Below are 25,913 nucleotides of genomic sequence, written 5' to 3'. Positions count from 1 at the left end.
TTCACGTCGCTGTACCCGGGCCGGGCGTCCTGCTAACGTACCAAGCAAGTGCTAGGTTTGGTAGCGGAGAAGGGTGCCCGATGACCGTTTCCACCCACTCACCGGAGCCCGGCATCGCCGTGGTCACGGTCGACGCGCCCCCGGTGAACGCGCTGAGCGTGAAGGGATGGTTCGCCCTCGCCTCCGCCGTCACCGACGCCGGACGCGATCCGGCGACCCACGTGGTGGTGCTGCGCGCGGAGGGCCGCGGGTTCAACGCCGGGGTCGACATCAAGGAGATCCAGCGCGACCCGGGGTACGGCGCGCTGATCGGCGCGAACGAGGGCTGTGCGGCGGCGTTCTCCGCCGTGTACGACTGCGCCGTCCCGGTGATCGCCGCGGTGCAGGGTTTCTGTCTCGGCGGCGGGGTCGGCCTGGTCGGCAACGCGGACGTGGTGGTCGCCGGCGAGGACGCCACCTTCGGGCTCCCGGAGGTCGATCGCGGCGCCCTGGGCGCGGCGACCCATCTCGCGCGGCTGGTCCCCCAGCATCTGATGCGGGCCCTGTACTACACGGCTTCGACGATCACCGCGGATCAGCTGCACCACCACGGTTCGGTCTACGCCGTCGTCCCGCGGGAGGAACTCGACGAGACCGCGCTCGGCCTCGCGCGGCAGATCGCGGCGAAGGACACTCGCGTGATCCGCGCCGCGAAACAGGCCATCAACGGCATCGACGTCCAGCCCGTGCACCGCAGCTACCGCTTCGAGCAGGGATTCACCTTCGAACTCAACCTGGCGGGCGTCTCCGACGGCGCGCGCCAGGAGTTCTTGGACGGTAAGGGGAAGTGATGGCCGACAAGCGGATGACGCCGGATGAGATCGCCGCCGAACTGAAGGACGGCATGACGATCGGGATCGGCGGCTGGGGCTCGCGGCGCAAGCCCATGGCGCTGGTGCGCGCGATCCTGCGTTCTCCGGTCAAGGATCTCACCGTGGTCTCCTACGGCGGCCCGGACGTCGGGCTGCTGGCGTCGGCGGGCAAGATCAAGCATCTCGTCTTCGGTTTCGTCACCCTGGACTCGATCCCCTACGACCCGTGGTTCTCCCGGGTGCGGGAAGCCGGGTCGATCACCGTCACGGAGTACGACGAAGGCGTGTTCGGCACCGGGCTTTCCGCTGCCGCGCAACGGCTTCCCTTCCTGCCGACGCGGGCAGGCCTCGGCTCCGGCGTGATGGACCTGAACCCGTCGCTGCGCACCGTCCGCTCACCGTACGACGACGCCGAAGAGCTGCTGGCCGTGCCCGCGCTGAAGCTCGACGCGGCCTTCGTCCACCTCAACCGCGCCGACGCCCGGGGCAACGCGCAGTATCTCGGGCCGGACCCGTACTTCGACGAACTGTTCGCCCTCGCCGCCGACAAGTGTTACGTGTCAACGGAAAAGATCGTCGAGACGGCCGAGCTCACCGAAGCGGGGCCAGTGCAGAGCCTGTTGCTGAACCGGATGCTCGTCACCGGGGTGGCCGAGACGCCGAACGGCGCGCATTTCACCACCGCCGTCCCGGACTACGGCCGCGATGAGCGTTTCCAGCGCCACTACGCCGAATCGGCCAAGGATCTCGACGCGTGGCCGAAATTCGTCGACAGGTTCCTGTCCGGCGACGAGGCGCACTACCAGAAGGCCGTCGCCGAATTCGGGGAGTCCGCGTGAGTGACATCAGCCGTGCCGAAGTGGCCGTCGTGGCCTGCGCCGAATTGTTCCGCGGTGACGGCGAGATCGTGGTGAGCCCCATGGGTTTCATCCCCTCGCTGGGCGCCAGGCTCGCCAGGCTGACGTTCGAGCCGGACATCCTGCTGTCCGACGGCGAGGCGTACCTGATGACCCCGGACGCCGTCGTCGAAGGCTGGCAACCGTTCCGCAAGGTGCTCGACACCGTGGTGCCACGCGGAAAACGGCATGTGGTGATGGGCGCCAACCAGATCGACGGCGAGGGCAACCAGAACATCTCGGCGATCGGCGAACATTCCCGGCCGAGGAAACAACTTCTCGGCGTGCGGGGCGGGCCGGGCAACACGGCCAACCACCGCACGAGCTACTGGGTTCCCAGGCACGGCAAGCGGGTCTTCGTCGATCGGGTCGACGTCGTGTCCGGCGTCGGCTACGCCAGGGCACGCGAGGCGGGGCTGCGGTATCACGACGTCCATCGCGTCGTCACCAACCTCGGCGTCCTGGACTTCGGCGGCGAAGACCACGCGCCGAGGCTGCTTTCCGTGCATCCTGGGGTTTCCGTGGACGAGGTCGTCGACGCGACGTCGTTCCCGCTGATCACCGACGGGGTCACCGAATCCCGGCTGCCGACCGAGACCGAACTGCTCCTGATCCGCACCAGCCTCGATCCGAAGTCCTTGCGTGACAAGGAAGTCCCGTCGTGAAGACCGCGCTGACCGAACTGGCCGGGATCCGGCATCCGATCGTGCAGACCGGGATGGGCTGGGTCGCCGGCCCGCGGCTGGTGTCCGCGACGGCCGAGGCGGGCGGTCTCGGCATCCTCGCGTCCGCCACGATGTCGTACGACGAGCTGGCGGCGGCGATCAAGGAGGTCAAGAGCCGCACGTCCCGGCCGTTCGGGGTCAACCTCCGCGCGGACGCCGACGACGCCGCGCGCCGGGTCGAGCTGCTCATCACCGAAGAAGTCCGCGTCGCGTCCTTCGCGCTCGCACCGAAGAAGGACATGATCGCGCGGCTCAAGGACAACGGCGTCCTCGTCGTGCCTTCGGTCGGCGCGGCCAGGCACGCGGAGAAGGTCGCGGGCTGGGGTGCCGACGCCGTCATCGTGCAGGGCGGCGAGGGCGGCGGGCACACCGGCGGGGTCGCGACGACCCTGCTGCTGCCTTCGGTGCTGGACGCGGTCGACATCCCGGTGGTCGCCGCGGGCGGCTTCTTCGACGGCCGGGGCCTGGCGGCCGCGCTCGCCTACGGGGCGGCCGGCGTCGCCATGGGCACCCGGTTCCTCCTGACGAGGGAAAGCACCGTCCCCGACGAGATCAAGCAGGCCTATCTCGCCCGTGACCTCAACGGCACCGTCGTCACCCGGAAGGTGGACGGGATGCCGCATCGCGTCCTCCGGACGGAATTGGTCGACGCGCTCGAATCCGCCGGTCCGGTGAGCGGGTTCGCCCGTGCCGCCCGCAACGCCGCGAAGTTCCGCAAACTCACCGGGCTGTCGTGGCGTTCGCTGGCGACCGAAGGACTGCGGATGAAACGCGGCGGCGACCGGACGTGGTCCCAGGTCCTGATGGCCGCCAACACGCCGATGCTGTTGCGCGCCGGGCTCGTCGAAGGCGACCGGAGCGCCGGGGTGCTGGCGTCCGGGCAGGTCGTCGGCCTGCTCGGCGACCTGCCCGCGGTCGGCGACCTGATCGAGACGATCGTCGCCGACGCCACCGGCATCCTGCGGCGGCTGGCCTCGGAGTGAGGGCCCGGGCACGCTGTGCTTGACTTCGGCCATGATCTCGGAGAGTCGTTGTCCGGTCGAGGACGGTGAGCTGTACGTCCGCAGTACCGGCGAAGGGCCGCTTCTGCTCCTGATCGCGGGCGGGCTGGGCTCGGCGGACACCTTCCGGGCGATGACGAAGCTGCTCGCGGACGACTACACCGTCGTCACCTACGACCGGCGCGGTCACTTCCGCAGCACGGACACCAGCACCGGCCCGGTCAGCGTGCCGAAGCAGGCCGACGACGCCCACGCGGTGCTCCAGCACGTCGGGGGCGGCCCCGCGAGCGTGTTCGGCACCAGCGCGGGCGCCCTGATCGGTCTCGACCTCGTGGCCCGCTACCCGGACGCGGCGACCGTGCTGGTCGCGCACGAACCGCCCGCCATCCAGCTGCTGCCCGACGCGCTCGGCTGGCTCGACGAGGCCAACGCGCAGGTCCGGCTCGCCCAGGCGGGCGACCTGATGGGGGCGTTCAAACGGTTCACCGACGGGATCGCCGGCGCCGCGCTGCCCGAACTGCGCGCGATCCGGCTGCCGAACGAAGAGGACTGGAAGCGGCTGTTCGGCCGCGAACTGGCCGAAATCCTCGACTACCTTCCCGATCTGCGGGCACTGCGGCGGAGCAGGACCGAGATCGTCCCCGTCGCGGGCGTCGGCAGCAGAGGGCACTACCACTACCAGCCCGCGAAGATCCTCGCGCTCGAACTGGGGTTGCCGTTCACGGAGGTGCCCGGCGCCCATCTGGCGCCGCAGCGGAACCCCGCCCAGTTCACCGAAGCGCTGCGGGACCTCCTCGAAGCCTGACCGTGGCCGCTGGGTCAGGTTGGTCGTGAGTGGCGATTCGGGTTAGAACCCGAATCGCCACTCACGACCACCTGGACCGAAGGCCTACGGTCACGGCATCAGGGGCAGCTTCCCGACGAGCTTGTCGATCCGGTTGCGCGGGCCGACGATGCCGATCGCGCAGAAGTCCATCTCTTCGGTCGGGATCTCCTTCATCGTCGCGAGGAAGTCGGTGTAGACGCGGATCTGCTGGGCGACGGCGGGCATGTCGGCGACGTGACAGCCCGGCGACGCGGCCGCCTTGGCACGGATGTCCCGGAGCCTCCCGGCGTCGGCCGACAGGATCGAGCAGCCGGCCCAGGGCAAACCCGTGTAGTGCTCGCCGCCGGCGTCGACCGCTTCATCTCCCAAGAGCCCGGTGACCCCCTGCGCGGTGGCGACGGCGGTGCAGACCGCCGCGTTGACCGCGCGTCCCGGCGGCAGTTCGCTGTTGACCACGATCACCCACTTCAACCGGGCCGACCGCGTGGACGCGGTGAAGTCGATCTCCTCGGGGGCGAATCCGATGGCCGTACCGTGCTCGGACATTCAGCTGGTCTCCTGCTCACTTCAACGGATGAACAAGGCCAAGCTAGGAGGACATACGAGTAGAGTCCACCGCGTTCGTACTTAATACGGCGAGAGGGCCGAGATGGCGCGACTGGACGAACTTGATAAAGCGATCCTGGCGCAATTGCAGTCGGACGCACGGAAGACCAACCGCGAGGTGGCCGCCGCGGTGGGCGTTTCGCCGACCACCGCGCTGGACCGCACCCGCGGCCTGCGGGAACGCGGCGTGATCCGCGGCGCGCTGCTGGACGTGGACCTGCCGTCGATCGGCCGCGGGGTGCAGGCGCTCATCGCGGTGCGGGTGCGGCCGCCCTCGCGGCGCAACATCGAAGGCTTCCGGAACTGGGTCAACGCGCTGCCCGACCTCGTCGGGCTCTACGTGACCACCGGGACCGAGGATTTCATCCTGCATGTGGCGGTGCCCGACAACGACAGCCTCTACGCCTTCGTGATCGACAAGCTGACCGAACGCCCCGAGGTGGCCGACGTGCGCACCTCCATGGTGTTCGAGCACAGCAGGCGCACCAAGATCACACCGGTGGACCGCTAGAGCTCGCGGATGACGCGGGCCGGGTTGCCCGCGGCGAACACCTTCGACGGCAGGTCACGCGTGACGACGCTGCCCGCGCCCACCACCACGTCGTCCCCGATGGTCACTCCCGCGCACACGATGACGCCGCCGCCGAACCAGACGTTGTCCCCGATGGTGATCGGCGCGGCGGATTCCCAGCGCTGCCGCCGCAGTTCGTGGTCCTCCATGGGATGCAGCGCGGTCAGCAGCTGGCAGCGCGGGCCGATCGAGCAGTCCGAGCCGATCCTGATCGGCGCGCAGTCGAGCAGGATGGCGTCGTAGTTGAGGAAACTGTTGGCGCCGATCTCGATTAGATAGCCGTAGTCGCACTGGAACCGCGGCATGATCCACGAGCCCTCGCCGAGCTTTCCCAGCAGTTCGCGCAGGATCGTGTCCCGCTCACCGGTCTCCTCGGCGCCCGTGCCGTTGAACCGGTCGACGAGTGCCTGCGCGCGCCTGCGGTCCGCGACCAGTTCGGGGTCGTTGTCCCGGTACAGTTCGCCGCGCAGCATGCGGTCCTTCTGCTCACCCATGCCGCCAACCTACCGAAAAGCGTCCTGCCGGCGAGCCTCCCGGGGAGACCGCCGACAGGACGGGGTGAATGCTTGCGGAGCGTTCTTCAGTTGTGTCGATCGGTTTCCGGGTAGGGCCGGCCCGGCGGGTGGGTGAGGTGTAGGGGGGACCCGCCGGGCCGGAGTATCTTCCTTTCTCTTCGCAGGTTCCTGCTTCCGCTTTAGGGCGTCATTCGCGGCACTGACGGCCTTCGTTGACGCAGTCGACGAGCCGGTCCATGATCCGGTCCGGCATCACGTTCGCGAAATCGTCGTGGTCGGAGAAGGGGTTGTGGTCCTCTTCGGGGAACGAGTCCACTTTGTACTGACCGTTGACCTGGATCTGCCGGGGGATCTCGTAGGTCAGCGAGATGGTGAGCTCCGGGACGGCGGTCAGGCCGTTCGCGCATTCACCGTTCTCGTCCGGGTACTTGATGTGGTCGCGGTGGTTTTCGCTGTCGATGTTGTCGCCGTCGAGACAGCTCGGGAACGTGTGCACCCGCTTGACGTCGCTGCCTTCGGGGCAGATCGGGTACTGCTTGATGAGCCTGTTCTCGAAACCGGTGCAGGTCCAGCTCTCCCGCGCGTTGGCGGGCCCGTTGGTGCTGACTTTCGCGTCACCGTAAAGGATACGGAGGAATTTCGGCATCTCCTTCACCTTCTCCCGGGCGTTGCCCTTGAAGGTGATGTCGACGACCGCGGGGCGCTGGATCTCCCCGTCGTTGCCGGCGAGTTCGTTGTCCGCGTTCGGCTCCTCCAGCTGAGCCTGATCCTGCTCGTCGTTGTTCTGGTTCTGCTCGTTCCGCTGGTTCTGCTCGTCCTGGTTCCCCTGCCGGTTCCGGTCACCGTCGCGGTTCTGGTCCCGGCCGCCCTGCCGCTGCTCCTGGTTCTGCCCGCCTTGTCGCTCCGCGGCTTCCTCGGCGGTGTCGATCCGCACCACCGGCCAGAAGTACGTCGACTCGTCGCCGTTGCGGCAGGTGGTGCCGGCGCCGAGCAGGCTGTCGTTGTCCGAATCCGCGTTCGTGGAAAGGTTTCCGACGTAGTCGTGCAGATGCTGGGCGCCGTTGCGCACACCCGGCTGCGCGATGAAGTTGTCGGGATTGAAATGCCCGTTCTCGTTCCGGCCGCAGTCGACGGTGAACGAACCGGTGGAGGCGTTCCGGCCCGGCTCCGGCTTCTCGACGTTCGGCCGGACCTTGGTGATGTCCACGAACTGCGACTTGTCCACCTCGTCCGCGGCGGCGCGTTCGGGGTCGCCGGTCGTGGTGGACACCACCAGGGCTCCGACCGCGATCGACAGGCCCAGCAATGCGGTCGCGATCTTGGTCCTGCGGGCGATCCGATGGCGCCCTTGATTTCGTGCCATTAGCTGCTCACCTCATTCGTTTCCGGGCACGCCGAAAACTCGCACCCGGGCATGAGCCACGCATTAGTCGAATACGGGAATTCACCGAATTCGCGGCGAACCCTTCTGTTCGCCCGCCGGTCCAGATCCGGCTACTGGGGAATACGGCTCCGGCCGGGGACCGGTTCAAAACGCGATCCGGCCGTTATCTTTCCGTTATATGACTACCGGCGCACGATGGCCAGCACGGTGCCGTCCCGCTTGTGGACCTCGAAGCGTTCGATGTCGGCCTTCCGCAGCGCCGTCGAACCGGTGATGACGAGGGGCGCGGGGGAACCGGGCACGCCGTAGCCCTTGGCCGGCACGCTCCAGTTGTTGACGACGTAGGCCTCTCCGCCGTGGGAGTAGGCGAAAAGCTGGCAGGTCATCGGGCCGACGAGACCGCGCAGTTCGAGCTCGACGGCGCTGCCCCATTCCTTCTCCTGCACCGTGACCTCGGCGGCGACCGCGTTGCCCGCCTCGGACCAGCCGAACGGGGCGGCGCCGCCGTCCGGACCCGTCTCGCGTTCCCGCGACGACGACGGAAGCGGCACCACCGACGTGACGACGGTGGGCGCGGCCTGCGTCACGACCGGTTCACGGTCGGTGAGCGAAAGGACGGCGAGCGGCCCGCCGACGACGAGCACGAGTACGGCGGCGGCCGTGGCGAGCCGGACGACCTTGCGGCGACGGCCCGCCTTCGCCGCGTCCGCGAGCAGCATCCGCAGCACCCGCGGACCCGGGCCCTTGACGGGCGGATCCGGCCAGCTCTTCTTGACCATGTCGAGTATGTCGGGCAGGTGGTACATCTCCACCAGCTCGACCTGACACTCGGGGCACTCCAGCAGATGCGCTTCGAACCTGGCGTGGTCCTCCTCGCCGAGGACGCCGAGCACGTAGGCGGCGATGTCCGTGTGGACGGTTCCGGACACTTCGCTCACCCCCGCTCCTGCAGCGCCCTGCGCAACGCGCGCACAGCGTGGTGGATCCGCGATTTCACCGTACCCGGCGGGACTCCGAGCGTCGCCGCGACCTCGTTCACGGTGCGGTCACGAAGATAGGTCTGCTGAACGGCCTCGCGTTGTTCCGGGGAAAGATTGCGCAGGGCCTCGTAAACGATCATGGCCGCGAGCGTCTTCTCCGATTCGTCCGGCACTCCGATCGAATCCGACTCCAGTTCCTCCACCTCTTGAGGGCGGGCGCTCCGGCTCCGCCAGCCGTCGATGACGATGCGCCTGGCCACGGTGAACAGCCAGGCGCGCAGCATTTCCGGCTGCCGGTCGAGTTTGCCGGCGTTGCGCCACGCCTTGATGAGCGTCTCCTGGACCACGTCCTCGGCCCACTGGCGATCGTGGCCGGTCAGCTTCAGCACGAACGCCATCAGGCTGGACCCGAACTCCTGGTACAACGCCCTGATGAGGTCGTCATGCCCGTTCGACGCGGGTTCATGATCGACGATTGGCTGCAGTATCCGAGAGTGGCGTCCCACGCGGCACATCTTTGTGGGCTCGGGGGCGATAAGTCCAGAGCGAAAGTTTTTTGAACCGTTTCCCGCCCGTGACCGTATCCCCTACCGAAGACCCCGACCCGGCGCTGTCCCCCGCACCGCCGAATCCACTGTGGATCATGACTGTCCATAGTGGACCTGAACCTGCCTGCACACCATCTCCCCGCGGTGATGGCGTTCTCCTCTGGCCCCGACAGGAGGATTTCCGTGAACCCCGTGTCACGCTCGGTCATACCTCTTTCCCTCACGTTGACCGCGGTCGCGCTGACCGCCGCCTGCACCACCGGTACCGCGGGACCGAACGGTTCTCCGGGCGCGGCTCCCGCCGCCGGAGCGGCGCAGATCCCCGGGATGCCCGATCCCGCTGCCGAACCCGCCCCCGGTGTCACGGCGGCGATCCTGTTCGACCTCGGGCCGATCGTCACCGACACCAACGGTTTCACGCTGTACCGCTACGACAAGGACACGGTGAATCCGCCGAAGTCGAATTGCACGGAAACCTGCGCGCGGACCTGGATTCCCGCCAAGTCCGGCGGCGACCTCGTGGTCACCGGGATCGACCGCGCCCTGGTCGGCGCCGTGACCAGGGACGACGGCACCGAGCAGATCACGCTCGCGGGCTGGCCGCTGTACCGCAACGTGAACGACGCGATGCCCGGCAACACCGGCGGGCAAGGCATCGACGACGCATGGTTCCCCGCCAAGCCGGACGGCACGAAAGTGCTGCTCACCGCGGACACCTGGCAGGCCGATGACCTCGGCATCTGATCTCCCCAGACCCGTCCGCCCGCTGCTCGTCCTGCTGACGGCGGCCACGGTGAGCCTGTTCGGCCCGGTCGGCGAAGCGCACGCCCAAGAACTCTCCGCCGCGGACAAGAACCTGATCGTCAACGTCAAACTGGCCGGGCTGTGGGAAATGCCCGCCGGGATGTGGGCGCAGGAACGCGGGAAGAGCAAGCGGACCCGTGAAGTCGGCCGGACGCTGATGATCGACCACGGCAGGCTCGACACCGCGACGCACGCCATCGCCGACCGGTTCGGCGTCGCGCTGCCGTCCGAGCCCTCGGATCAGCAGTCCGCGTGGCTCGGCGAGATGAAGGCCGCCCGCGACGACAGCGAGTTCGACCGGATCTTCGCGAACCGGCTCCGGTACGCGCACGGGATCCTGTTCCCCGTCATCGCGCAGGTCAGGGCCGGTACCCGCAACGACGTCGTCCGCGACTACGCCACGACGGCCAACCAGGCGGTGCTGCGGCATATGACCCTGCTGGAGAGCACCGGTGTCGTCGACCAGTCGCTGATGCCCGAGGCCCCGGTGCCGCAGTCGAACTCGGCCAACGCCGCGATGGACGTCGGCTTCGGCGACTTCGCCCTCGGCCTGCTGCTCACGGTGGTGCTCGGCGGCGGGCTGTTCTACGCCCTCCGGACAGTGCGCGGCAAGAACACCCGGACCCGCGACCGCGCGGCCGCCGCCGAACCGGCCCAGGTTCCCAGTGCCCCAGGAGAGATCAATGTATGACCAGTGGTCCGAGGTGGTGATCGTGCTGACCCAGAAATCGGACACCGACACCGGTATCAAGGGCATGGCGCAGACCTCCGCCCGGATCTCGTACGGCTTCATGTGCCTCACCCTGTGCTGGGGCGTGCTCACCGCGACCGGCTGGATCAAGTCGCTGACCGGGCGGAAGGCCCTGCGCAACTCGCATATGGTGCTCGGCATCCTGACGTTGTCGTTCGGCGTCGTGCACGCGATGTCGTTCCTGTTCCTGCCCGACGGTTTCACCCTCGCGCAGGTCACGATCCCGCTCCTGCCGGGCACCCTGGCGCGGCACGAACTCGGTGTCATCGGGCTCGAAGTCATGCTCGCCGTCGCGCTGACCGGCGGGATCAGCCGGTTCAGTTCCTACCGGCGCTTTCTGTGGATCCATCGGCTCGCCTATCCGGCGGTCGCGATCACCGCGCTGCACGCGTTCTTCGGCGCCATGGCCAACGGGCATCTCGGCCTGCTGTGGTTCGGCGGGATCACGCTGCTGGTCCCCGCGGTGGTGCTGACCGCGCTGCGGTTCACGCCGACCCGCTACCTGGAACGGCTGGGCCTGGTCGAGGAACTGGTCTGACGACTTGGAGAACGAGAAATGATCTTCGGAAGCATCCGGCGCGGCACCCGCGTCAGCGTCGACAACGAGCGGTGCGAGATCTTCGGCTTCTGCGAGATGGAAGCGCCGTCGACGTTCAAGATCGGCCCGGACGGCAAGCTCCGCATCCGCCGGATGGTCGACCGGGACGGCCTGGACCAGGCCATCTCCGCCGCCCGGCTCTGCCCGAAACAAGCCATCAGAGTCAAGGGAGAAGGAGCGTACGACGATGAGTGACGGAGATCGGATCGTCATCGTCGGCGCGGGCGTCGCCGGCCTCCGCTCGGCGGAACGGTTGCGGGAACTGGGTTTCGACGGCGAGATCGTGCTGGTCGGCGACGAGCCGCGGAAGCCGTACCACCGGCCGATGGTGTCGAAGGAGCTCATCACCGGCGGGGTGAAACCGGTGGCCGCGAGCCTGGAGCCGTACGTCGACCTGGACGTCCACTGGCGGCTCGGCACCCGTGCGACCTGGCTCGACAGCAAGGAGCGCACCGTCCACCTGCCGGGTGGGGAATCCCTTTGGTACGACGGGTTGATCATCGCGACCGGCGTCTATCCCCGCCATCTTCCCGGATCGCCGCGCCACGACCCCCGGGTCCGGGTGCTGCGCACCGTCGAGGATTCACTGGCCGTCCGGCGGGCTTTGGGGAACAGCAACAAATCCGTCGTGGTGATCGGCAGCGGCCTGATCGGGAACGAGTTCGCCGCGTCGATGCGGTACATGGGCCGCGACGTCACGCTCATCGGGCACGCGAAGGCGCCCTTGCACCGCTTCGGGGAGCGGATCGCTTCGGCGCTCACCAAGGAACATCAGCACCATCGCGCCAAGCTGGCGATGAACACCGAGGTGCGGAACTGGATCAGCACCAAGGAGACGGTGGGACTGCATCTGACCAACAACCAGTTCCTGGTGGCCAGCTGCGTGGTGCTCTCGATCGGCAGCGTGCCGGCCGTGGACTGGCTGCGCGGGTCGGAGCTGACCATCGACGACGGCGTGCTGTGCGAAGCGACCCTGTTCGCCGTCGGGGCGGAAGACGTCGTGGTCGCCGGCGACGTCGCGAAGTGGCCGAACCTGCGGATCGACGAGACCCCGCGGCGGGTCGAGCACTGGATGAACGGCGTCGAATCCGGGCGCGCGGCGGCGGAGAGCCTGATGCTGGGCCGCGGCAACGCGCGGCCGTACACGCCGCTCCCCCGCGCCTGGTCGTCGCTGTACGACGCGCGGTTGCAGACCGTGGGGATGCCGTCGCTGGGCAGGGACACGATCGAACTCTCCGACGGGGTCACCGGTTTCGTCCGCGACGGCAGGCTGATCGGCGCGGCGGGCTGGGACCGGCCGAAGGCGATGATCCACTGGACCGCCGAACTCGACCGGCGGCTGCCGGTGCCCGAGCCGGTGTTCCCCGCCCCCGCCGCTCCTTCGCCGGCGGAGACGCCGATCGGGGAGGACATCCTGGCCCCGTTCGAGCGGGACTTCCTGTCCGAGACGCCGACCGAGGCCGTTCCCGCGCCGGAAAGGATGCCCTGGGCTCGCGTTCCCGCCGGGTGACCCGGGATCGCGAACGGACCGGGGCCGCGCGCGGCGGCCGCGGTCCCCTCAGGTGGCGGTGGGTCGCTGGGCCTCCGCGCCCACCGCCACCCCCTGGGGACGCCGGGAGGTACCGGGACCGACGGTGATTCGGGCTCCGCCGGGTACCGCCCTCCGGGCTCCCCGCTTCCGGTCGGGGCCCTTCCAGGCCTGACTCACCTGGAAGGGCCCCGATCCATGACTGCCGAAGGCCCTCGATCCATGGCCTCGTGAGTGGCAAGGATGTTCTCTTGAGAGGTAGGGCAAAACCGTCTGCTGGAGGGGCAGTCCGCTCGTGGACCGGCGGCGTTCGTGTCGCGAAAGCCACTTTCGGGACATCACACGTCTCGAAAGTGGCTTTCGCGACATACCCCGAACCACCTGGGCAGGCCGCTGACGACGCGAAAGCCACTTTCGCAACCTTCAACGTTGCGAATGTGGCTTTCGCAACACCGCTTTCCCGCGGCGCTCATGAACTCGTGAGTGGCTAGGACGGCGCCTTCACGACCACGGTGTCCTCCGGTCCGACGACACGCCCGTCCGAAGCGCGGATCTCCAGCTCCCGCAACGGAAGCCCGCCGTCGCGGTCCACCAGTTCCGAACGCGGCTCGCCCTCGGCGAAGAAATGCGCCTCGCCCCATTGCCGCAGCGCGACGATCACCGGGAACAGGTCGCGCCCCTTCGGCGTCAGGACGTACTCGCTGTAGGTGCTCCCGTCCGAGGCCGGGACCATGTCGAGCACCCCGTGTCCGACGAGCGCCCGCAGCCGCGCGGACAGGATGTTCTTCGCGACACCGAGGCTGCGCTGGAACTCCCCGAAGCGGCGGACGCCGTCGAAGGCGTCGCGCACGATCAGGAGTGACCACCAGTCGCCGATCGTGTCGACCGAGCGCGCCACCGGGCACGAAGCTTCGTCGAACGTCGTCCGCTTGACCATGGTTGCATCTTACTACCGAACTCCTCTACCGTCCGTTGGTAGCAACTTGAAACCATCTGGAGGGTTCGTGCACCGCGGTGTCGTCCTGTTGTTCGCCGTGGCCGCCGGGACGGCCGTCGCCACGATCTACTTCGCGCAGCCGTTGCTCGTCACGATGGGCGCCGACCTCGGCATCGCCACGTCGACCGTCGGCGGCATCGTCACGCTCACCCAGCTCGGCTACGGCCTCGGCCTGTTCCTGCTGGTCCCGCTCGGTGATCTGCTCGACCGGCGGCGGCTCGTCACCGGCCAGCTGGCCCTGCTGGCGATCGCCGAACTCGTCGCCGCGACGGCCGCGAACGGCTTGGTGCTGTTCGCCGGGATGGCGGCGATCGGTGTGCTCGCCGTCGTCACGCAACTCCTGGTCGCGTTCGCCGCGTCGCTCGCGGAACCCGGCGAACGCGGCCGCGTGGTCGGTCTCGTGACGACCGGAGTCGTCCTCGGGATCCTGCTCGCGCGCACGGTGTCCGGCACGCTGGCCGATCTCGCGGGCTGGCGCGCGGTGTACGTCGTGTCCGCGGGCGTGACCGTCCTGATCGCGATCGTCCTGTACCGCGTACTTCCCGCCACGCCCCCGGGAAAGTCCATGGACTACGGGCGGCTGCTGCGTTCCACGTGGTCGCTTTTCGTCGAGGAGCCCGTCTTCCGGACGCGCGGCATGCTCGCGCTGCTGATCTTCGCCGCGTTCGGCACCTTGTGGAGCTCGGTCGCCCTGCCACTCACCGAGGACGGCCTGTCGCACACCGCCATCGGCGCTTTCGGGCTGGCCGGGGCCGCAGGTGCGCTGGCGGCGGCACCGGCCGGACGGCTCGCCGATCGCGGCCGCGCGCGGCGGACGACCGGTCTCGCCCTCGGCCTGCTCCTGCTTTCCTGGATACCGCTGGGTTTCACCCGCTCGTCACTGTGGGCGCTGGCGGCGGGCGCGATCCTGCTCGACCTCGCCGTCCAGGCCGTGCACGTCACGAGCCAGACCCTGATCTACCCGCTGCGGCCGGACGCCGGCAGCAGGCTGATCGGCGGGTACATGATCTTCTACTCCGTCGGCAGCGGCCTGGGCGCCATCGGCTCGACCGCCGTTTACGCCGTCGCGGGCTGGATCGGCGTCTGCCTGCTCGGTGCGGCGTTCAGCGCGGCGGCGCTCGCGGTGTGGACGGTCAGAGACGCTCGATGATCGTGACGTTCGCCGTTCCGCCGCCCTCGCACATCGTCTGCAACCCGTAGCGCCCGCCTCGCCGCTCGAGTTCGTGCAGCAGGGTCGCGAACAGCTTCGTACCGGTCGCCCCGATGGGGTGGCCGAGCGCGATCCCGCCGCCGTTGACGTTGACGCGGTCCGGATCGGCGCCGGTCTCCTCGATCCACGCCAGGACGACACTCGCGAACGCCTCGTTGACCTCGAACAAGTCGATGTCGTCGATGCTCAGCCCGGTCTTCCGCAGCGCGTGCGCGGTCGCCGGGATGGGCCCGGTCAGCATCCACACCGGATCCGCCGCCCGCACGGAAAGGTGGTGGATCCGGGCACGCGGGGTGAGACCGTGGTCCTCGACGAACTTCTCCGACGCGATGAGCGTCGCGCTGGCGCCGTCCGAGATCTGGCTGGCCACGGCGGCGGTGATCCGCGAACCCTCGCTCAGCGGTTTCAGCCCGGCCATCCGTTCCAACGTGGTGTCGCGCCTGGGCCCCTCGTCCAGGGCGGCACCGGCGAACGGCGCGATCTCGGCGGCGAACCGGCCTTCGTCGATGGCCGCGATCGCGCGCTGATGGCTGCGGAAGGCGAACTCCTCCATCGCCTCACGGGTCAGATCCCAGTGTTCGGCGATCATGTCGGCACTGCGGAACTGTGACACCTCGACGCTGCCGTACCGCTCCTGCCAGCCCTTCGAGCCGGAAAACGGGTCCTCGAAGCCGTACTCTCGTCCGGCCAGCATGGCCGCGCTGATCGGGATGGCGCTCATGTTCTGCACGCCGCCGGCGAGGACGAGGTCCATCGTCCCGGACAGCACCGCCTGCGCGGCGAAGTGCACGGCCTGCTGGCTCGACCCGCATTGCCGGTCGATCGTCACGCCCGGCACGTGGTGCCCGAAACCCGCCGCGAGCCACGCCGTGCGCGCGATGTTCCCGGACTGCGGGCCGAGCGTGTCGCAGCAGCCGAGGATGACGTCGTCGACCAGGTCGGCCTCGACGCCGGTCCGCTCGACCACGGCCTGGATGACGTGCGCACCGAGGTCGGCGGAGTGGACACCGCTGAGCGCTCCCCCGCGTTTGCCGACCGGGGTCCGGACCGCGTCCAGGACATAAGCTTCAGCCACGCCGCCTCCTCTTGGTCGCGATGCCGTCCAGCAGGATCCCGAGGTACTGCTGCGCGACGTCGTCCGCGCTCAGCGTGCCGCCGGGGTTGTACCAGCGCACCGCCACCCAGACGGTGTCGCGGATGAACCGGTAGGTGAGTTCGACGTCGAGATCCTCGCGGAACACGCCCGCCGCGATGCCGTCGGTGAGGATCCCGTTCCACAGTTTGCGGAATTCGGTGTTGCGATCGTTGAGGTAGTCGAACCGCGGCAACTGCATGAGGTGTTTCGCCTCGGACTGGTAGATCGCCACCTCGGCGGGCCGCCGGTGAATGGATTCGAACGACGCCACCACGACCGCTTCGAGCGTTTCCCGCGGGCCCTTCCCTTCCGCGACGATCTCGGCGTAGGCGCCGAAGAGTTCGTCGAGGAATCCGGTGAGGATCTCGTCGGCCATCGACTCCTTCGAGTCGAAATGGTGATAGAGACTCCCCGAAAGGATGCCCGCCGCGTCCGCGATGTCCCGCACGGTGGTGGAGACGTACCCGCGCTCGGCGAACAGCTTCGCCGCCAGGGCGAGCAGTTCGGCGCGACGGGACCCGGGGCTGGCTTTCATTACTACCTCACGCATGCTGGGAACTCACGGACACGACCTCACCGGTGAGATACGACGAGTACTCACTGGCGAGGAACACCATCACATTCGCCACCTCCCACGGTTCCGCCGCCCTCCCCGAGACCTCGCGCGCGGTGAGTTCGGTGAGCAGTTCCTCGCTGGTCACCTTGGCCAGGAAGGGATGCATCGCCAGGCTCGGCGCGACGGCGTTGACCCGGATGCCGTGTTCGGCGACGTCGACGGCCGAACACCGGGTGAGCGCCATGACCCCCGCCTTCGCGGCCGCGTAGTGGGCCTGCCCGGCCTGCGCGCGCCAGCCGATCACCGACGCGTTGTTGACGATCACCCCGCCGTCGCCTTGGGCGATGAACCGGTTCACCGCGGCCCGCGTCGCCCGGAACGTGCCATTGAGGGTCACGTCGATGACTCGCGCCCACTCGTCGTCCGTCATGTCCACAATGGACTTCGTGCCACCGAGCCCGGCGTTGTTGATCAGCACGTCGATCCGGCCGTAGTGCGCCGCGGCCCCGTCGATGAGCGCCCGCACCTGGTCTTCCTGGGTGACGTCGCAGGGGATCGCGTGGACGTCGCCGAGTTCGGCCGCCTTCTCGCCGAGGCGCCGCTCGTGCCAGTCACTGATCACGACGCGGGCGCCTTCCTCCAGGGCGCGTTTCGCCACCGCGGAACCGATCCCGGTGCCGGCCGCCGCCGTCACCACGACCACCTTGTCCCGCAGGAGGTTCGCCCCCTCGGGGTACTTCGGCACCGGGATCACGGGCGTACCTCCCTTGGCAGGCCGAGCACCCGCTCGGCGATGACGTTGCGCTGGATCTCGTTGGAGCCGCCGTAGATCGTGTCAGCCCGGGTGAAGAGGAACAGCCGTTGCCAGGCGTCGAGCCCGTCTTCCGCGAGCATGCCCCGCGCGCCGCGGACGAGCATCGCGAGCTCCCCGAGGTCACGGTGCCAGTTCGCCCAGACCAGTTTGGACACTTCCGCCACGCCGGGCGACGAGTCCCCGAGCGTGCGGATCGCCTGCGCCCGCATGACCTCCAGGCCGACCCAGGCGCGGTCGATCCGTTCGGCGATCACCGGGTCGTCCGGCGCGATCCTGGTGAGTTCTTCGAGTTCCCGGCGGAACCCGACCTGTTGCCCCAGCGTCGCGACGCCGCGCTCGAACGCGAGCGTGCCCATCGCCACCCGCCAGCCGTCGCCGGGTTCGCCGACGACGAGGTCTTTCGCGGTTCGGGCGCCGTCGAAGAAGACTTCGTTGAACTCGGAGGTCCCGGTGAGCTGCCGGATCGGGCGGACCTCGACGCCGGGCTGGTTCATCGGGACGAGCAAATAGGACAGTCCTTTGTGGCGTTTCGAGCCGGGTTCGCTGCGGGCCAGCACGAAACACCAGTCGGCCACGTGCGCGAGCGACGTCCACACCTTCTGGCCGTTCAGCACCCACTCGTCGCCTTCGAGGGTCGCCGTGGTCGACACCGCGGCGAGGTCGGATCCGGCACCGGGTTCGGAATAACCCTGGCACCACAGTTCCTCGACGGCCACGATCGGCGGCAGAAACCGCTTCTGCTGTTCCGGCGTGCCGAACGCGATCAGGGTCGGGCCGAGGAGTTCCTGCGCCAGGTGACTGACCCTCGCCGGCGCGCCCGCTCGCGCGTACTCCTCGTGGAACACGACCTGCTGTTCGAGTGTCGCGCCCTGTCCGCCGTGCTCGACCGGCCAGCCGACGCAGGTCCAGCCCGCCGCGGCGAGCCGCCGCTCCCACTCCACGCGTTCGTCGAAGGCTTCGTGCTCCCGGCCGGGACCGCCCAAACCGCGCAGTTCCGGCGGCAGGTTCTCCGCCAGCCAGGTGCGCACGCGGTCACGGAAACCGTCTTGGGCCACGCCTGCCTCCTCTAGCCAAACCAGAGCCTGCTGCGTAGGCTACCCTACCAAGCACTTGCTAGGGAGAAAGGATTCCGGCTCCGCTGCATCCAGTGACACCAGAGCGCGCGCCCCTGGCCGGCAGGCCCCGCGATCGGGCGCCCTCGTCGAAGAAGTGAGATTTCCGCCTGCTTCGCCCTGGCGACACGATCGCGGACGCGCGCGGACTGGCGGACAGCTAGGGAGACTTCGATGACTGAAGGAACCATCCCGGCGGCGCTCGACAGGGCCGCGGAGCGCTTCGCCACGCGGGAGGCGCTGGTCGACGGCGAAGTCCGGCTCACCTACGCCGAACTCGCCCGCCGGGTGCGCCAGGCCGCGCGGTTCTTCGAGGGCCACGCGCGGGTCGCGATCTGCTCCCCCAACACCTGGCACTGGGTCGTCGCCGGGCTCGGCGCGTTGTACGCCGGAGCGACGCTGATCCCGGTCAACACCCGCTTCACCGCCCGCGAGACCATCGACGTTCTCGAGCGCGCGAACGTTTCCGCGCTGGCGATCACCGGCACGTTCCTCGGCACGGACCGGCTGGCGGACCTCGGCTCCTCCCGCCCCGGCACCGTCCTGCGCATCCCGGTCGAAGGCGCGGAGGGACCGGCCGAGGGCGTGACGGAATGGGACGCGCTCGCCGGTCTCGACAGCGACTTCGTCAGTCCCGCGAAACCGGACGACGTCAGCGACATCCTGTTCACGTCCGGGACCACCGGCCGCAGCAAGGGCGCGATGAGCAGCCACCGGCAGGCGCTGAGCGTCGCCGAAGCCTGGGCCGACTGCGGCGGGCTGACCGAGGAAGACCGCTACCTCGTCATCAACCCGTTCTTCCACAGCTTCGGTTACAAGGCGGGGATCCTCGCGGCCGTCCTGCGTGGCGCGACGATCCTGCCGCAACGCACCTTCGACGTCCGGGAAACCTTGCGCCTCATCGAAAGCGAGCGGGTCACCGTGCTCCCCGGCGCGCCCACGATCTACCAGGTCCTGCTGGACGCACCCGAACGCGGGAACCACGATCTGTCCAGCCTCCGGCTCGCCGTCACCGGGGCGGCGACCGTGCCGGTCGCCTTGGTCGAGCAAATGCGGACGGAGCTGGGTTTCGACACCGTACTCACCGCGTACGGGCTCACCGAAGCCGTGGTGGCCACGATGTCCCGCCCCGAAGACGACGCGAAACTGGTGGCACATTTCTCCGGCCGTGCGACGGCGGGCTTCGAGGTGAAACTCGGTGAACTCGGCGAGGTCCTGCTGCGCGGGCCGAACGTGATGCTCGGCTATCTCGACGATCCGGACGCCACCGCGGAAGCCATCGACGCCGAAGGGTGGTTGCACACCGGCGACGTCGGGGTGCTCAACGAGCGCGGCTACCTGCGGATCGTCGACCGGATCAAGGACATGTACGTCTGCAAGGGGTTCAACGTGTACCCGGCCGAGATCGAGCAGGCGCTCGGCTGGCTGGACGGCGTGGCGGAATCCGCGGTGGTCGGTGTTCCCGACGCGGTGTACGGCGAGGCGGGCAAGGCCTACATCCGGCTTCGCCCCGGCGCCGAACTGTCCACTGAGGACGTCTTGGCGCACTGCAAAAGCAATCTGGCCAACTACAAGCTCCCCCGGTACATCGAGTTCGTGGCGGAGCTGCCGCGGAATCTGTCGGGGAAGGTGCTGAAACGCGTGTTGCGGGAGGAGAACGGATGACCGTCGAGTACGAGCGACGCGGGCCGGTGGCCGTCGTCACGATGAACCGGCCGGAGTACCGGAACGCGCAGAACTCGGCGATGACCTACGCGCTCGACGCGGCGTTCACCCGCGCCGTCGACGATCCCGAGGTCAAGGTGATCGTGCTGGCCGGCGCCGGAAAGCACTTCTCCGCCGGGCACGACATCGGGACGCCGGAGCGCGACGTGGACGTCTCGTTCGAGCGCAAGGCGGTCCTATGGTGGGACCATGTCGGCGCCGAGGGCGGCGATCAGCGGTTCGCCCGCGAGTCCGAGGTCTATCTCGGCATGTGCCGCCGGTGGCGCGAGATCCCGAAGCCGACCATCGCGAGCGTGCAGGGCGCGTGCATCGCGGGCGCCCTGATGCTGGCGTGGGTCTGCGACATGATCGTCGCCTCCGACGACGCGTTCTTCGCCGATCCCGTGGTGCGCATGGGCATCCCCGGTGTCGAGTACTTCGCGCACCCCTGGGTCCTCGGGCCGCGCGCGGCCAAGGAGGTGCTGTTCACCGGTGAGCGCTTCACGGCGCAGCAGGCCAAGGAATGGGGCATGCTGAACCGCGTCGTCCCGCGCGCCGACCTCGAAACCGAGACGATGGCACTGGCGGAGAAGATCGCGGTGATGCCGCGGATGGGGCTCGCGCTCGCCAAGAAGGCGGTCAACCAGGCCGAGGACCTGATGGGGCTCCGGTCCGGAATGGACTCCGTGTTCGGGTTGCACCACTTCGCGCACGCGCACAACGCCGAGGTTTCCGGCGGCGACTCGCTGGGCGGGCAGGACGCGCGCTCGATGCGGGACGCGAGTTCGTGATGAACCTGGACCTGGACGAGCGGACGCTCGCCTTCCGTGACGAAGCCCGTGCCTGGCTCGCCGCGAACGTCCCCGCCGAGCCGCTGAAGTCGTTCGACACCGCCGAAGGATTCGTACAGCACCGCGAGTGGGAATCCCGGTTGGCCGACGCCCGGTGGTCCGTCGTCTCGTGGCCGCGCGAGTTCGGCGGGCGGGACGCGAGCCTGCTGGAGTGGGTGCTGTTCGAGGAGGAGTACTACGCGGCGGGAGCGCCGTTGCGGGTCAACCAGAACGGCATCTTCATGCTCGCACCCACGCTGTTCTCCCATGGCACGGAAGAACAGCAAGCCCGCATCCTGCCGAAGATGGCGCGCTCCGAGGAGGTCTGGGCGCAGGCGTGGTCGGAACCCGAGGCGGGCAGCGACATCGCCGCTCTGCGCAGCACCGCGACCCGCTGCGACGGCGGCTGGCGCGTCAGCGGACAGAAGACCTGGAGCTCGCGGGCGACGTTCGCGGACAAGGCTTTCGGCCTGTTCCGCAGTGAACCGGACTCGGTGCGGCACAAGGGACTCACCTATCTGATGGTGGATCTGCGGGCCGAGGGCGTCACCGTCCGGCCGATCCCCCAGCTGGACGGCGAACCGGGGTTCGCCGAGCTCTTCTTCGACGATGTCTTCGTCCCCGACCAGGACGTCATCGGCGCGCCGGGCGAGGGCTGGCGGGTCGCGATGACGACGGCGAACAACGAACGCGGCCTGTCCCTGCGCAGCCCCGGCCGGTTCCTCGCCGCGGCCGATCGGCTGGTCTCGCTCTGGCACGACGCCGGGCGTCCGGCGCACACCGCGGACCGGGTCGCCGACGCGTGGATCGGAGCGCGGGCCTATCAGCTGTACACCCTGGGCACGGTCACCCGACTTTCCGAAGGCGCCGAGCTCGGCCCGGAATCGAGTGTCAACAAGCTGTTCTGGTCGCACCTCGACGTCGCGCTGCACGAAACGGCGCTCGACATCCTCGGCCCGGACGCCGAACTGCGGGGCACCTGGAGCGACGGCTGGCTGTTCTCCCTGGCCGGGCCGATCTACGGCGGGACCGACCAGATCCAGCGGTCCATCGTCGCCGAACGGCTGCTCGGCCTGCCGAAGGGGGCCCGATGAGGTTCGCATTCTCCGGCGAGCAGGAGCAGTTCTCCCGCAGCCTGCACGATCTACTGTCCGGTGTGGACACCGATTCGGCGAACCGCTCCTGGGCGGCGGGCGATCACGGCCCCGGCCTCAAGATCTGGCGGCGGCTGGCTGAACTCGGCGTGACCGCGCTGGCGGTCCCCGAGAAGTACGACGGTCTCGGCGCCACACCGGTGGATCTGGCCGTCGGCTTCGAACGGCTCGGTTATCACTGCGTTCCCGGGCCGTGGACCGACACCGTGGCCGTCCTGCCGTCCCTGCTCGACGACGAACTGCTGACTTCGGTCGCGTCCGGCGAGACGCTGGCGTCAGTGGCTTTCGCGCCGCACGTGCCGTACGCCCTGGATTCCGACGTCGCGGACGCGCGGCTCGCCGTCGAGAACGGCAGGCTGCGCACGTTCACCCCCAGCGCACTTTTGTCCTCTGTGGACGGTTCGCGCCGCCTGTACCCGCCGGTGACCGGGGACGACCTCGGCTCGGCGCTCGATGCGGAGCGCGCGTTCGAACTGGGCTGTCTCGCCACCGCGGCGCAACTCCTCGGCGCGGGACGATGGCTGCTCGACACGTCCGTCGCCTACGCCGCGCAACGCAAGCAGTACGGGCGAGAGATCGGCGGGTACCAGGCGATCAAACACCTGCTCGCCGACGTCGCGACCGCGCTCACGCTGGCCGAACCGCTGCTGTTCGGCGCGGCCGTCACCCTGGACCGGCGCGACGTCTCCGCGGCCAAGGTGGCATGCGGCGATGCCGCGCACCTCGCCGCGCGGACCGGGCTCCAGGTGCACGGCGCGATCGGCTACACCGCGGAACACGCGCTCGGCCTGCGGCTGACCAGGGTCCGCGCGCTGGTCGGCGCGTGGGGCACGCCGCGGTTCCACCGGGAGCGGGTGCTGTCATGACGTTCACCGCCGAGCAGGACGCGCTGCGCGACAGCGTGCGGAAACTGCTGGACCGGGAAGCGGATCCCTGGCCCGAGCTGTGCGAGCAGATCGGCGTGGCGGCGCTGGCCGTTCCCGAGCGGTTCGGCGGGCTCAGCGCCGGGACCACGGAACTGCAGGTGGTCGCCGAAGAACTGGGCAGGGTCCTCGCCGACGTCCCGTTCCTCGGCTCGGCCGTGCTCGCCGTGCACGCCGTCCTGGCCACGGGCAACGACGAGGCTTGCGAACGGCTGCTCCCCCGCCTCGCCGAAGGGGTCGTCGGCGCGGTGGCCTGGACCGACGCCGAAGGTCGCTGGGATGCTCCTGCCTGCCGCGTCGACGATTCCGTGGTGGAGGGTGAAGCGCACTACGTCCTCCATGGCGACGAGGCCGAGATCCTTCTGGTCGTGGCCGGCGATTCGCTGTACGAAGTCACCGATGCGCGGCGGGAGCGGACTCCGGCGATGGACGAAACCCGGCGGCTCGCGCGGGTTCGTTTCGACGGTGCCCCCGCCCGGCTGATCGGCCCCGTCGACCTCGGCGTGCTGCGAGACGTCGCCTGTGCCGTCCTGGCCGCCGAACAGGCCGGAGCCGCGGCGCGGGCGTTCGAACTGACGGTGGAGTACAGCAAGCAGCGGCACCAGTTCGGCAGGCCGATCGGAGGATTCCAGGCGTTGAAGCATCGGATGGCCGATCTCCACGTCCTGGTGGAGACCGCGCGCTCGGCAGCCTATGCGGCTCCGGAGTCGAGCAGGCTGGCCGCGGTGGCGAAGGTGCACTGCTCGGAGGCGCTGGCGACGGTGGCGGGCGAGATGATCCAGCTGCACGGCGGGATCGCGATCACCTGGGAGCATCCGGCGCACCGCTATTTCAAGCGGGCGCATGGCGCGGCGCACCTGTTCGGCTCACCTGGAGACCACCTCGGGCGGGTGCGGCCGCCGTTATCGTGAGCCGGTGGAGTGCGCGATCTGTGCCAAGCACCGTGGCGAAGGCCCGCTGGTGGGGCCCGTCGTCTGGGCCGACGACACGGTCGTCGTGTCGCACCGGCCCGGTGACTTCCCCGGCTATCTGTTCGTCGAGACCCGGCGGCATGTGGCGGCGCTGGACGAGCTGACCCCGGACGAGGTCACGGCGGTTTCGCAGGCGGCCTGGCGCGCGGCCAGGGGCCTGCGCGCGGAACTGGCTCCGGAGCACGTGTTCTCCGCCATCGCCGGGCGCGGCGTCGCACATTTCCATCAGCACGTTTTCGTGCGGTACCGGGGAACGCCCTCGGAGCTCGGGTGGATGGACGGTCCCTCGTGGACGGGCGCACCGGCCGCGGACATCCGCGCGCTGTGCGGCCGTCTGGCGGGTCACTTCTGATCCAGGAACCGGGTGATGGCGCGGATGCGGTCACCGTCGAGGGTGAGGACCATCAGCCCGGCCGGTGTCTCACCGTGACGGCAGACGAAGGCGGGCTGGCCATTGGCACGCGTCGGGGTCATGGTGAAACCGTCCACGGGAACGGCCATGGTGACGCGGAGGAAGCCCGCGATCGCCTCGCGACCGTGGTACTCGTGCGGCGCCGGCGGCATGGCGAGCCAGGCGTCGTCGGTGAGCAGGCTGAGGACGCCGTCGAGGTCGCCCGCGGTGAACGCGTCGGCGAAGCGCCTGGTCAGCTCGCGTTCCCGCGGTGAGGGGCGGTGTGCCGTGCGGGCTCGATGCTTGTCGAGGGAGGCGCGGGCACGCTGGAGGATGCCTTTGACCGCCGTCTCGGTGGTGCCGAGCATGCTCGCGACCTCCCCGGCGGGGAAGCACAGGACGTCCCGCAGGACGAGCGCGGCGGCTTGTCTCGGCGGGAGGAGCTGGAGTCCGGTGATGAAGGCGAGCTCGACGGCCTCCCTGGTGGTGTAGCGCGCTTCGGGGCCGGGCTCGCTGTCGGCGAGCTCGTCCGGATACGGCTGCAACCAGGTCACTTCACCGCGTCGGCTCGGCTCCGGCGGGTCGAACGGCGGCACCGGCTCTGGCGGGCGACGGCGGCCGGCGTCCCTCAGTGCGTTGAGGCAGCGGTTGGTGGCGATGCGGTACAGCCAGGTGCGAAGCGATGAGCGCCCCTCGAAGCCGTCGAGGCCGCGCCAGGCGGCCAGGAGCGTCTCCTGTACGGCGTCCTCGGCGTCGGTGAGGGAGCCGAGGATCCGGTAACAGTGCAGGTGCAGCTCGTCCCGATAGGTGTCGGCGAGCTCGCGAAACCCCTGCTCGTCTGTCGCCCTGGTGCTCACTGACCGTTCCTTTCGCGGCGGGAGTGGTGTCTGACTGGGTGAAGACCGACGAAAGGAACCATCATGACCAGTCCCGCCCTGGATGTCGCGCTCGCCTACCACCACGCGTGGACGGGCAAGTACTTCGAGAAGGCGATGACCTACGTCACCGACGACATCGTCTGCCACACGCCCGGTGGACCGCTTTCCGGCGCTGAGGCGTTTCGCGGGTTCATGGGCCCGTTCACCGAGATCCTGACCGGCTCGACCCTGCTCTCGGCGTTCGGGGACGAGACGACCGCGTTGCTGATGTACGACACGGCGACCCTGCCGGTCGCGAGCGCGCCCGGGGCCGAGCTGCTGACGGTGCGGGAGGGGAAGATCGTGGAGTTGCGGATCGTGTTCGATCGGGCTCCTTTCGATGCGGCTCGGGAGGCTGCTGCGGGGTCTTAGCCGGTGCTTGGTGGCGCGTGAAGGACTCCTTCCCTCGGTTCTGTGAGGGGAAGGGGGCTTCACGCGCCCTGGTTTCTGGGGGTGTCGTCGCCTGGTGCGGGCTTTGTGGTGGGTCTGTCGCATGGGGTTGCGGCCGGGTGGGGTCGGGGCCCGGGGGTCGCCTACGCGGTTGGCAGGCTCCCGTATGCGTTGGCCCCGTCCGGCGGCCACCCAAGGCGCGCACGCCAGGCGGCGTAACGGGAC

Annotated in this window: 30 protein-coding genes; 19 read left to right on the top strand and 11 right to left on the bottom strand. The window is 69.1% G+C overall.

Annotated features, from left to right (window positions below; translation table 11 throughout):
• Positions 1-80 precede the first annotated feature (80 nt).
• The 5 genes from ACZ1DY_RS15135 to ACZ1DY_RS15115 are packed head-to-tail and all read left to right on the top strand — an operon-like array spanning position 81 to position 4,278.
• The gene (locus ACZ1DY_RS15135) at positions 81-830 is read left to right on the top strand and encodes an enoyl-CoA hydratase family protein (RefSeq protein ID WP_465484728.1); all 750 of its coding nucleotides are present in this window, start codon (positions 81-83) and stop codon (positions 828-830) included.
• Positions 830-1,690 carry a CoA transferase subunit A gene (locus ACZ1DY_RS15130; protein WP_465484727.1) on the top strand — a complete coding sequence of 287 codons (861 nt, stop codon included), beginning with the start codon at positions 830-832 and terminating at the stop codon, positions 1,688-1,690. The genes ACZ1DY_RS15135 and ACZ1DY_RS15130 overlap by 1 nt, the downstream gene beginning before the upstream one ends.
• Positions 1,687-2,412, top strand: coding sequence for a CoA-transferase (locus ACZ1DY_RS15125; RefSeq protein WP_465484726.1), 726 nt, complete (start codon positions 1,687-1,689; stop codon positions 2,410-2,412). The genes ACZ1DY_RS15130 and ACZ1DY_RS15125 overlap by 4 nt, the downstream gene beginning before the upstream one ends.
• Positions 2,409-3,455 (top strand): NAD(P)H-dependent flavin oxidoreductase, encoded by a 1,047-nt coding sequence (locus ACZ1DY_RS15120; RefSeq protein ID WP_257487937.1) that lies wholly within the window; start codon positions 2,409-2,411, stop codon positions 3,453-3,455. The genes ACZ1DY_RS15125 and ACZ1DY_RS15120 overlap by 4 nt, the downstream gene beginning before the upstream one ends.
• Before the next feature lie 31 nt (positions 3,456-3,486).
• On the top strand, positions 3,487-4,278 hold the full coding sequence (locus tag ACZ1DY_RS15115) for an alpha/beta fold hydrolase (protein WP_257487938.1): 792 nt from the start codon (positions 3,487-3,489) through the stop codon (positions 4,276-4,278).
• A 90-nt stretch (positions 4,279-4,368) separates the two neighbouring features.
• Here the strand turns inward: ACZ1DY_RS15115 and ACZ1DY_RS15110 are convergent, their stop codons facing one another.
• Complete coding sequence (locus ACZ1DY_RS15110; RefSeq protein WP_257487939.1) at positions 4,369-4,845, bottom strand: DUF2000 domain-containing protein; 477 nt, start codon at positions 4,843-4,845, stop codon at positions 4,369-4,371.
• Between the two features lie 103 nt (positions 4,846-4,948).
• Here ACZ1DY_RS15110 and ACZ1DY_RS15105 point away from each other — a divergent pair, with 103 nt between their 5' ends.
• Complete coding sequence (locus tag ACZ1DY_RS15105; protein ID WP_034317178.1) at positions 4,949-5,416, top strand: Lrp/AsnC family transcriptional regulator; 468 nt, start codon at positions 4,949-4,951, stop codon at positions 5,414-5,416.
• Here the strand turns inward: ACZ1DY_RS15105 and ACZ1DY_RS15100 are convergent.
• The 4 genes from ACZ1DY_RS15100 to ACZ1DY_RS15085 all read right to left on the bottom strand — a co-directional run bounded on the left by ACZ1DY_RS15100 (position 5,413) and on the right by ACZ1DY_RS15085 (position 8,861).
• On the bottom strand, positions 5,413-5,970 hold the full coding sequence (locus ACZ1DY_RS15100) for a sugar O-acetyltransferase (protein ID WP_192745445.1): 558 nt from the start codon (positions 5,968-5,970) through the stop codon (positions 5,413-5,415). The genes ACZ1DY_RS15105 and ACZ1DY_RS15100 overlap by 4 nt on opposite strands.
• Before the next feature lie 208 nt (positions 5,971-6,178).
• Positions 6,179-7,354 carry a DUF1996 domain-containing protein gene (locus ACZ1DY_RS15095; protein WP_465484725.1) on the bottom strand — a complete coding sequence of 392 codons (1,176 nt, stop codon included), beginning with the start codon at positions 7,352-7,354 and terminating at the stop codon, positions 6,179-6,181.
• A 203-nt stretch (positions 7,355-7,557) separates the two neighbouring features.
• Positions 7,558-8,313 carry an anti-sigma factor family protein gene (locus ACZ1DY_RS15090; protein ID WP_465484724.1) on the bottom strand — a complete coding sequence of 252 codons (756 nt, stop codon included), beginning with the start codon at positions 8,311-8,313 and terminating at the stop codon, positions 7,558-7,560.
• Complete coding sequence (locus ACZ1DY_RS15085) at positions 8,310-8,861, bottom strand: sigma-70 family RNA polymerase sigma factor (RefSeq protein ID WP_034317190.1); 552 nt, start codon at positions 8,859-8,861, stop codon at positions 8,310-8,312. The genes ACZ1DY_RS15090 and ACZ1DY_RS15085 overlap by 4 nt, the downstream gene beginning before the upstream one ends.
• A gap of 225 nt (positions 8,862-9,086) precedes the next feature.
• On the opposite strand from ACZ1DY_RS15085, the gene ACZ1DY_RS15080 reads away from it, so the two are divergent.
• Genes ACZ1DY_RS15080 through ACZ1DY_RS15060 form a run of 5 tightly spaced genes read left to right on the top strand, consistent with a single transcriptional unit; the run spans position 9,087 to position 12,566 of the window.
• Positions 9,087-9,647: a hypothetical protein gene (locus tag ACZ1DY_RS15080; RefSeq protein ID WP_465484723.1), complete on the top strand. Its 561-nt coding sequence runs from the start codon at positions 9,087-9,089 to the stop codon at positions 9,645-9,647.
• Positions 9,631-10,398 carry a DUF4142 domain-containing protein gene (locus ACZ1DY_RS15075; protein WP_465484722.1) on the top strand — a complete coding sequence of 256 codons (768 nt, stop codon included), beginning with the start codon at positions 9,631-9,633 and terminating at the stop codon, positions 10,396-10,398. The genes ACZ1DY_RS15080 and ACZ1DY_RS15075 overlap by 17 nt, the downstream gene beginning before the upstream one ends.
• On the top strand, positions 10,391-10,996 hold the full coding sequence (locus ACZ1DY_RS15070; protein WP_257487944.1) for a ferric reductase-like transmembrane domain-containing protein: 606 nt from the start codon (positions 10,391-10,393) through the stop codon (positions 10,994-10,996). Before ACZ1DY_RS15075 ends, ACZ1DY_RS15070 begins: the two co-directional genes overlap by 8 nt.
• 18 nt (positions 10,997-11,014) lie before the next feature.
• Positions 11,015-11,251 carry a ferredoxin gene (locus tag ACZ1DY_RS15065; RefSeq protein ID WP_007033644.1) on the top strand — a complete coding sequence of 79 codons (237 nt, stop codon included), beginning with the start codon at positions 11,015-11,017 and terminating at the stop codon, positions 11,249-11,251.
• The gene (locus tag ACZ1DY_RS15060) at positions 11,244-12,566 is read left to right on the top strand and encodes an NAD(P)/FAD-dependent oxidoreductase (protein ID WP_465484721.1); all 1,323 of its coding nucleotides are present in this window, start codon (positions 11,244-11,246) and stop codon (positions 12,564-12,566) included. Before ACZ1DY_RS15065 ends, ACZ1DY_RS15060 begins: the two co-directional genes overlap by 8 nt.
• A 505-nt stretch (positions 12,567-13,071) precedes the next feature.
• Here ACZ1DY_RS15060 and ACZ1DY_RS15055 read toward each other — a convergent pair.
• Positions 13,072-13,521, bottom strand: coding sequence for a winged helix-turn-helix transcriptional regulator (locus ACZ1DY_RS15055; RefSeq protein ID WP_257487946.1), 450 nt, complete (start codon positions 13,519-13,521; stop codon positions 13,072-13,074).
• Positions 13,522-13,567: 46 nt separating this feature from the next.
• Between ACZ1DY_RS15055 and ACZ1DY_RS15050 the strand changes: the two genes are divergently transcribed.
• A complete protein-coding gene (locus ACZ1DY_RS15050; protein WP_465484720.1) occupies positions 13,568-14,731 on the top strand; it encodes an MFS transporter in 1,164 nt (387 codons plus the stop codon).
• On the opposite strand, the gene ACZ1DY_RS15045 is transcribed toward ACZ1DY_RS15050, so the two are convergent.
• From ACZ1DY_RS15045 to ACZ1DY_RS15030, 4 genes are read right to left on the bottom strand one after another with little or no spacing between them, the layout of a single operon-like run.
• Positions 14,715-15,866, bottom strand: coding sequence for an acetyl-CoA C-acetyltransferase (locus ACZ1DY_RS15045; RefSeq protein WP_126731404.1), 1,152 nt, complete (start codon positions 15,864-15,866; stop codon positions 14,715-14,717). The two genes, ACZ1DY_RS15050 and ACZ1DY_RS15045, sit on opposite strands and share 17 nt — an antisense overlap.
• Positions 15,859-16,461, bottom strand: a complete 603-nt coding sequence (locus ACZ1DY_RS15040) for a TetR/AcrR family transcriptional regulator (protein WP_034317213.1) — start codon at positions 16,459-16,461, stop codon at positions 15,859-15,861. The genes ACZ1DY_RS15045 and ACZ1DY_RS15040 overlap by 8 nt, the downstream gene beginning before the upstream one ends.
• A gap of 7 nt (positions 16,462-16,468) precedes the next feature.
• Positions 16,469-17,236 (bottom strand): SDR family oxidoreductase, encoded by a 768-nt coding sequence (locus tag ACZ1DY_RS15035; RefSeq protein WP_257487948.1) that lies wholly within the window; start codon positions 17,234-17,236, stop codon positions 16,469-16,471.
• Positions 17,233-18,351, bottom strand: a complete 1,119-nt coding sequence (locus ACZ1DY_RS15030; protein ID WP_465484719.1) for an acyl-CoA dehydrogenase family protein — start codon at positions 18,349-18,351, stop codon at positions 17,233-17,235. The genes ACZ1DY_RS15035 and ACZ1DY_RS15030 overlap by 4 nt, the downstream gene beginning before the upstream one ends.
• 231 nt (positions 18,352-18,582) lie before the next feature.
• Between ACZ1DY_RS15030 and ACZ1DY_RS15025 the strand changes: the two genes are divergently transcribed.
• Genes ACZ1DY_RS15025 through ACZ1DY_RS15000 form a run of 6 tightly spaced genes read left to right on the top strand, consistent with a single transcriptional unit; the run spans position 18,583 to position 24,342 of the window.
• The gene (locus tag ACZ1DY_RS15025; RefSeq protein ID WP_465484718.1) at positions 18,583-20,073 is read left to right on the top strand and encodes a FadD3 family acyl-CoA ligase; all 1,491 of its coding nucleotides are present in this window, start codon (positions 18,583-18,585) and stop codon (positions 20,071-20,073) included.
• A complete protein-coding gene (locus tag ACZ1DY_RS15020) occupies positions 20,070-20,903 on the top strand; it encodes an enoyl-CoA hydratase (protein ID WP_034317229.1) in 834 nt (277 codons plus the stop codon). Before ACZ1DY_RS15025 ends, ACZ1DY_RS15020 begins: the two co-directional genes overlap by 4 nt.
• A complete protein-coding gene (locus ACZ1DY_RS15015) occupies positions 20,903-22,036 on the top strand; it encodes an acyl-CoA dehydrogenase family protein (RefSeq protein WP_465484717.1) in 1,134 nt (377 codons plus the stop codon). Before ACZ1DY_RS15020 ends, ACZ1DY_RS15015 begins: the two co-directional genes overlap by 1 nt.
• Positions 22,033-22,962: an acyl-CoA dehydrogenase family protein gene (locus ACZ1DY_RS15010; RefSeq protein ID WP_465484716.1), complete on the top strand. Its 930-nt coding sequence runs from the start codon at positions 22,033-22,035 to the stop codon at positions 22,960-22,962. The genes ACZ1DY_RS15015 and ACZ1DY_RS15010 overlap by 4 nt, the downstream gene beginning before the upstream one ends.
• Positions 22,959-23,930, top strand: a complete 972-nt coding sequence (locus tag ACZ1DY_RS15005; RefSeq protein ID WP_465484715.1) for an acyl-CoA dehydrogenase family protein — start codon at positions 22,959-22,961, stop codon at positions 23,928-23,930. The genes ACZ1DY_RS15010 and ACZ1DY_RS15005 overlap by 4 nt, the downstream gene beginning before the upstream one ends.
• Positions 23,931-23,934: 4 nt before the next feature.
• Positions 23,935-24,342, top strand: a complete 408-nt coding sequence (locus ACZ1DY_RS15000) for an HIT family protein (protein ID WP_465484714.1) — start codon at positions 23,935-23,937, stop codon at positions 24,340-24,342.
• Here ACZ1DY_RS15000 and ACZ1DY_RS14995 read toward each other — a convergent pair.
• On the bottom strand, positions 24,333-25,238 hold the full coding sequence (locus ACZ1DY_RS14995; RefSeq protein ID WP_465484713.1) for an RNA polymerase subunit sigma-70: 906 nt from the start codon (positions 25,236-25,238) through the stop codon (positions 24,333-24,335). The genes ACZ1DY_RS15000 and ACZ1DY_RS14995 overlap by 10 nt on opposite strands.
• A 63-nt stretch (positions 25,239-25,301) precedes the next feature.
• On the opposite strand from ACZ1DY_RS14995, the gene ACZ1DY_RS14990 reads away from it, so the two are divergent.
• On the top strand, positions 25,302-25,670 hold the full coding sequence (locus ACZ1DY_RS14990) for a nuclear transport factor 2 family protein (RefSeq protein ID WP_465484712.1): 369 nt from the start codon (positions 25,302-25,304) through the stop codon (positions 25,668-25,670).
• The last annotated feature ends 243 nt before the right edge of the window (positions 25,671-25,913 follow it).

Source organism: Amycolatopsis sp. PSD-21 (genome assembly GCF_055561455.1).
This window is presented reverse-complemented; position numbering and strand designations above follow the sequence as displayed.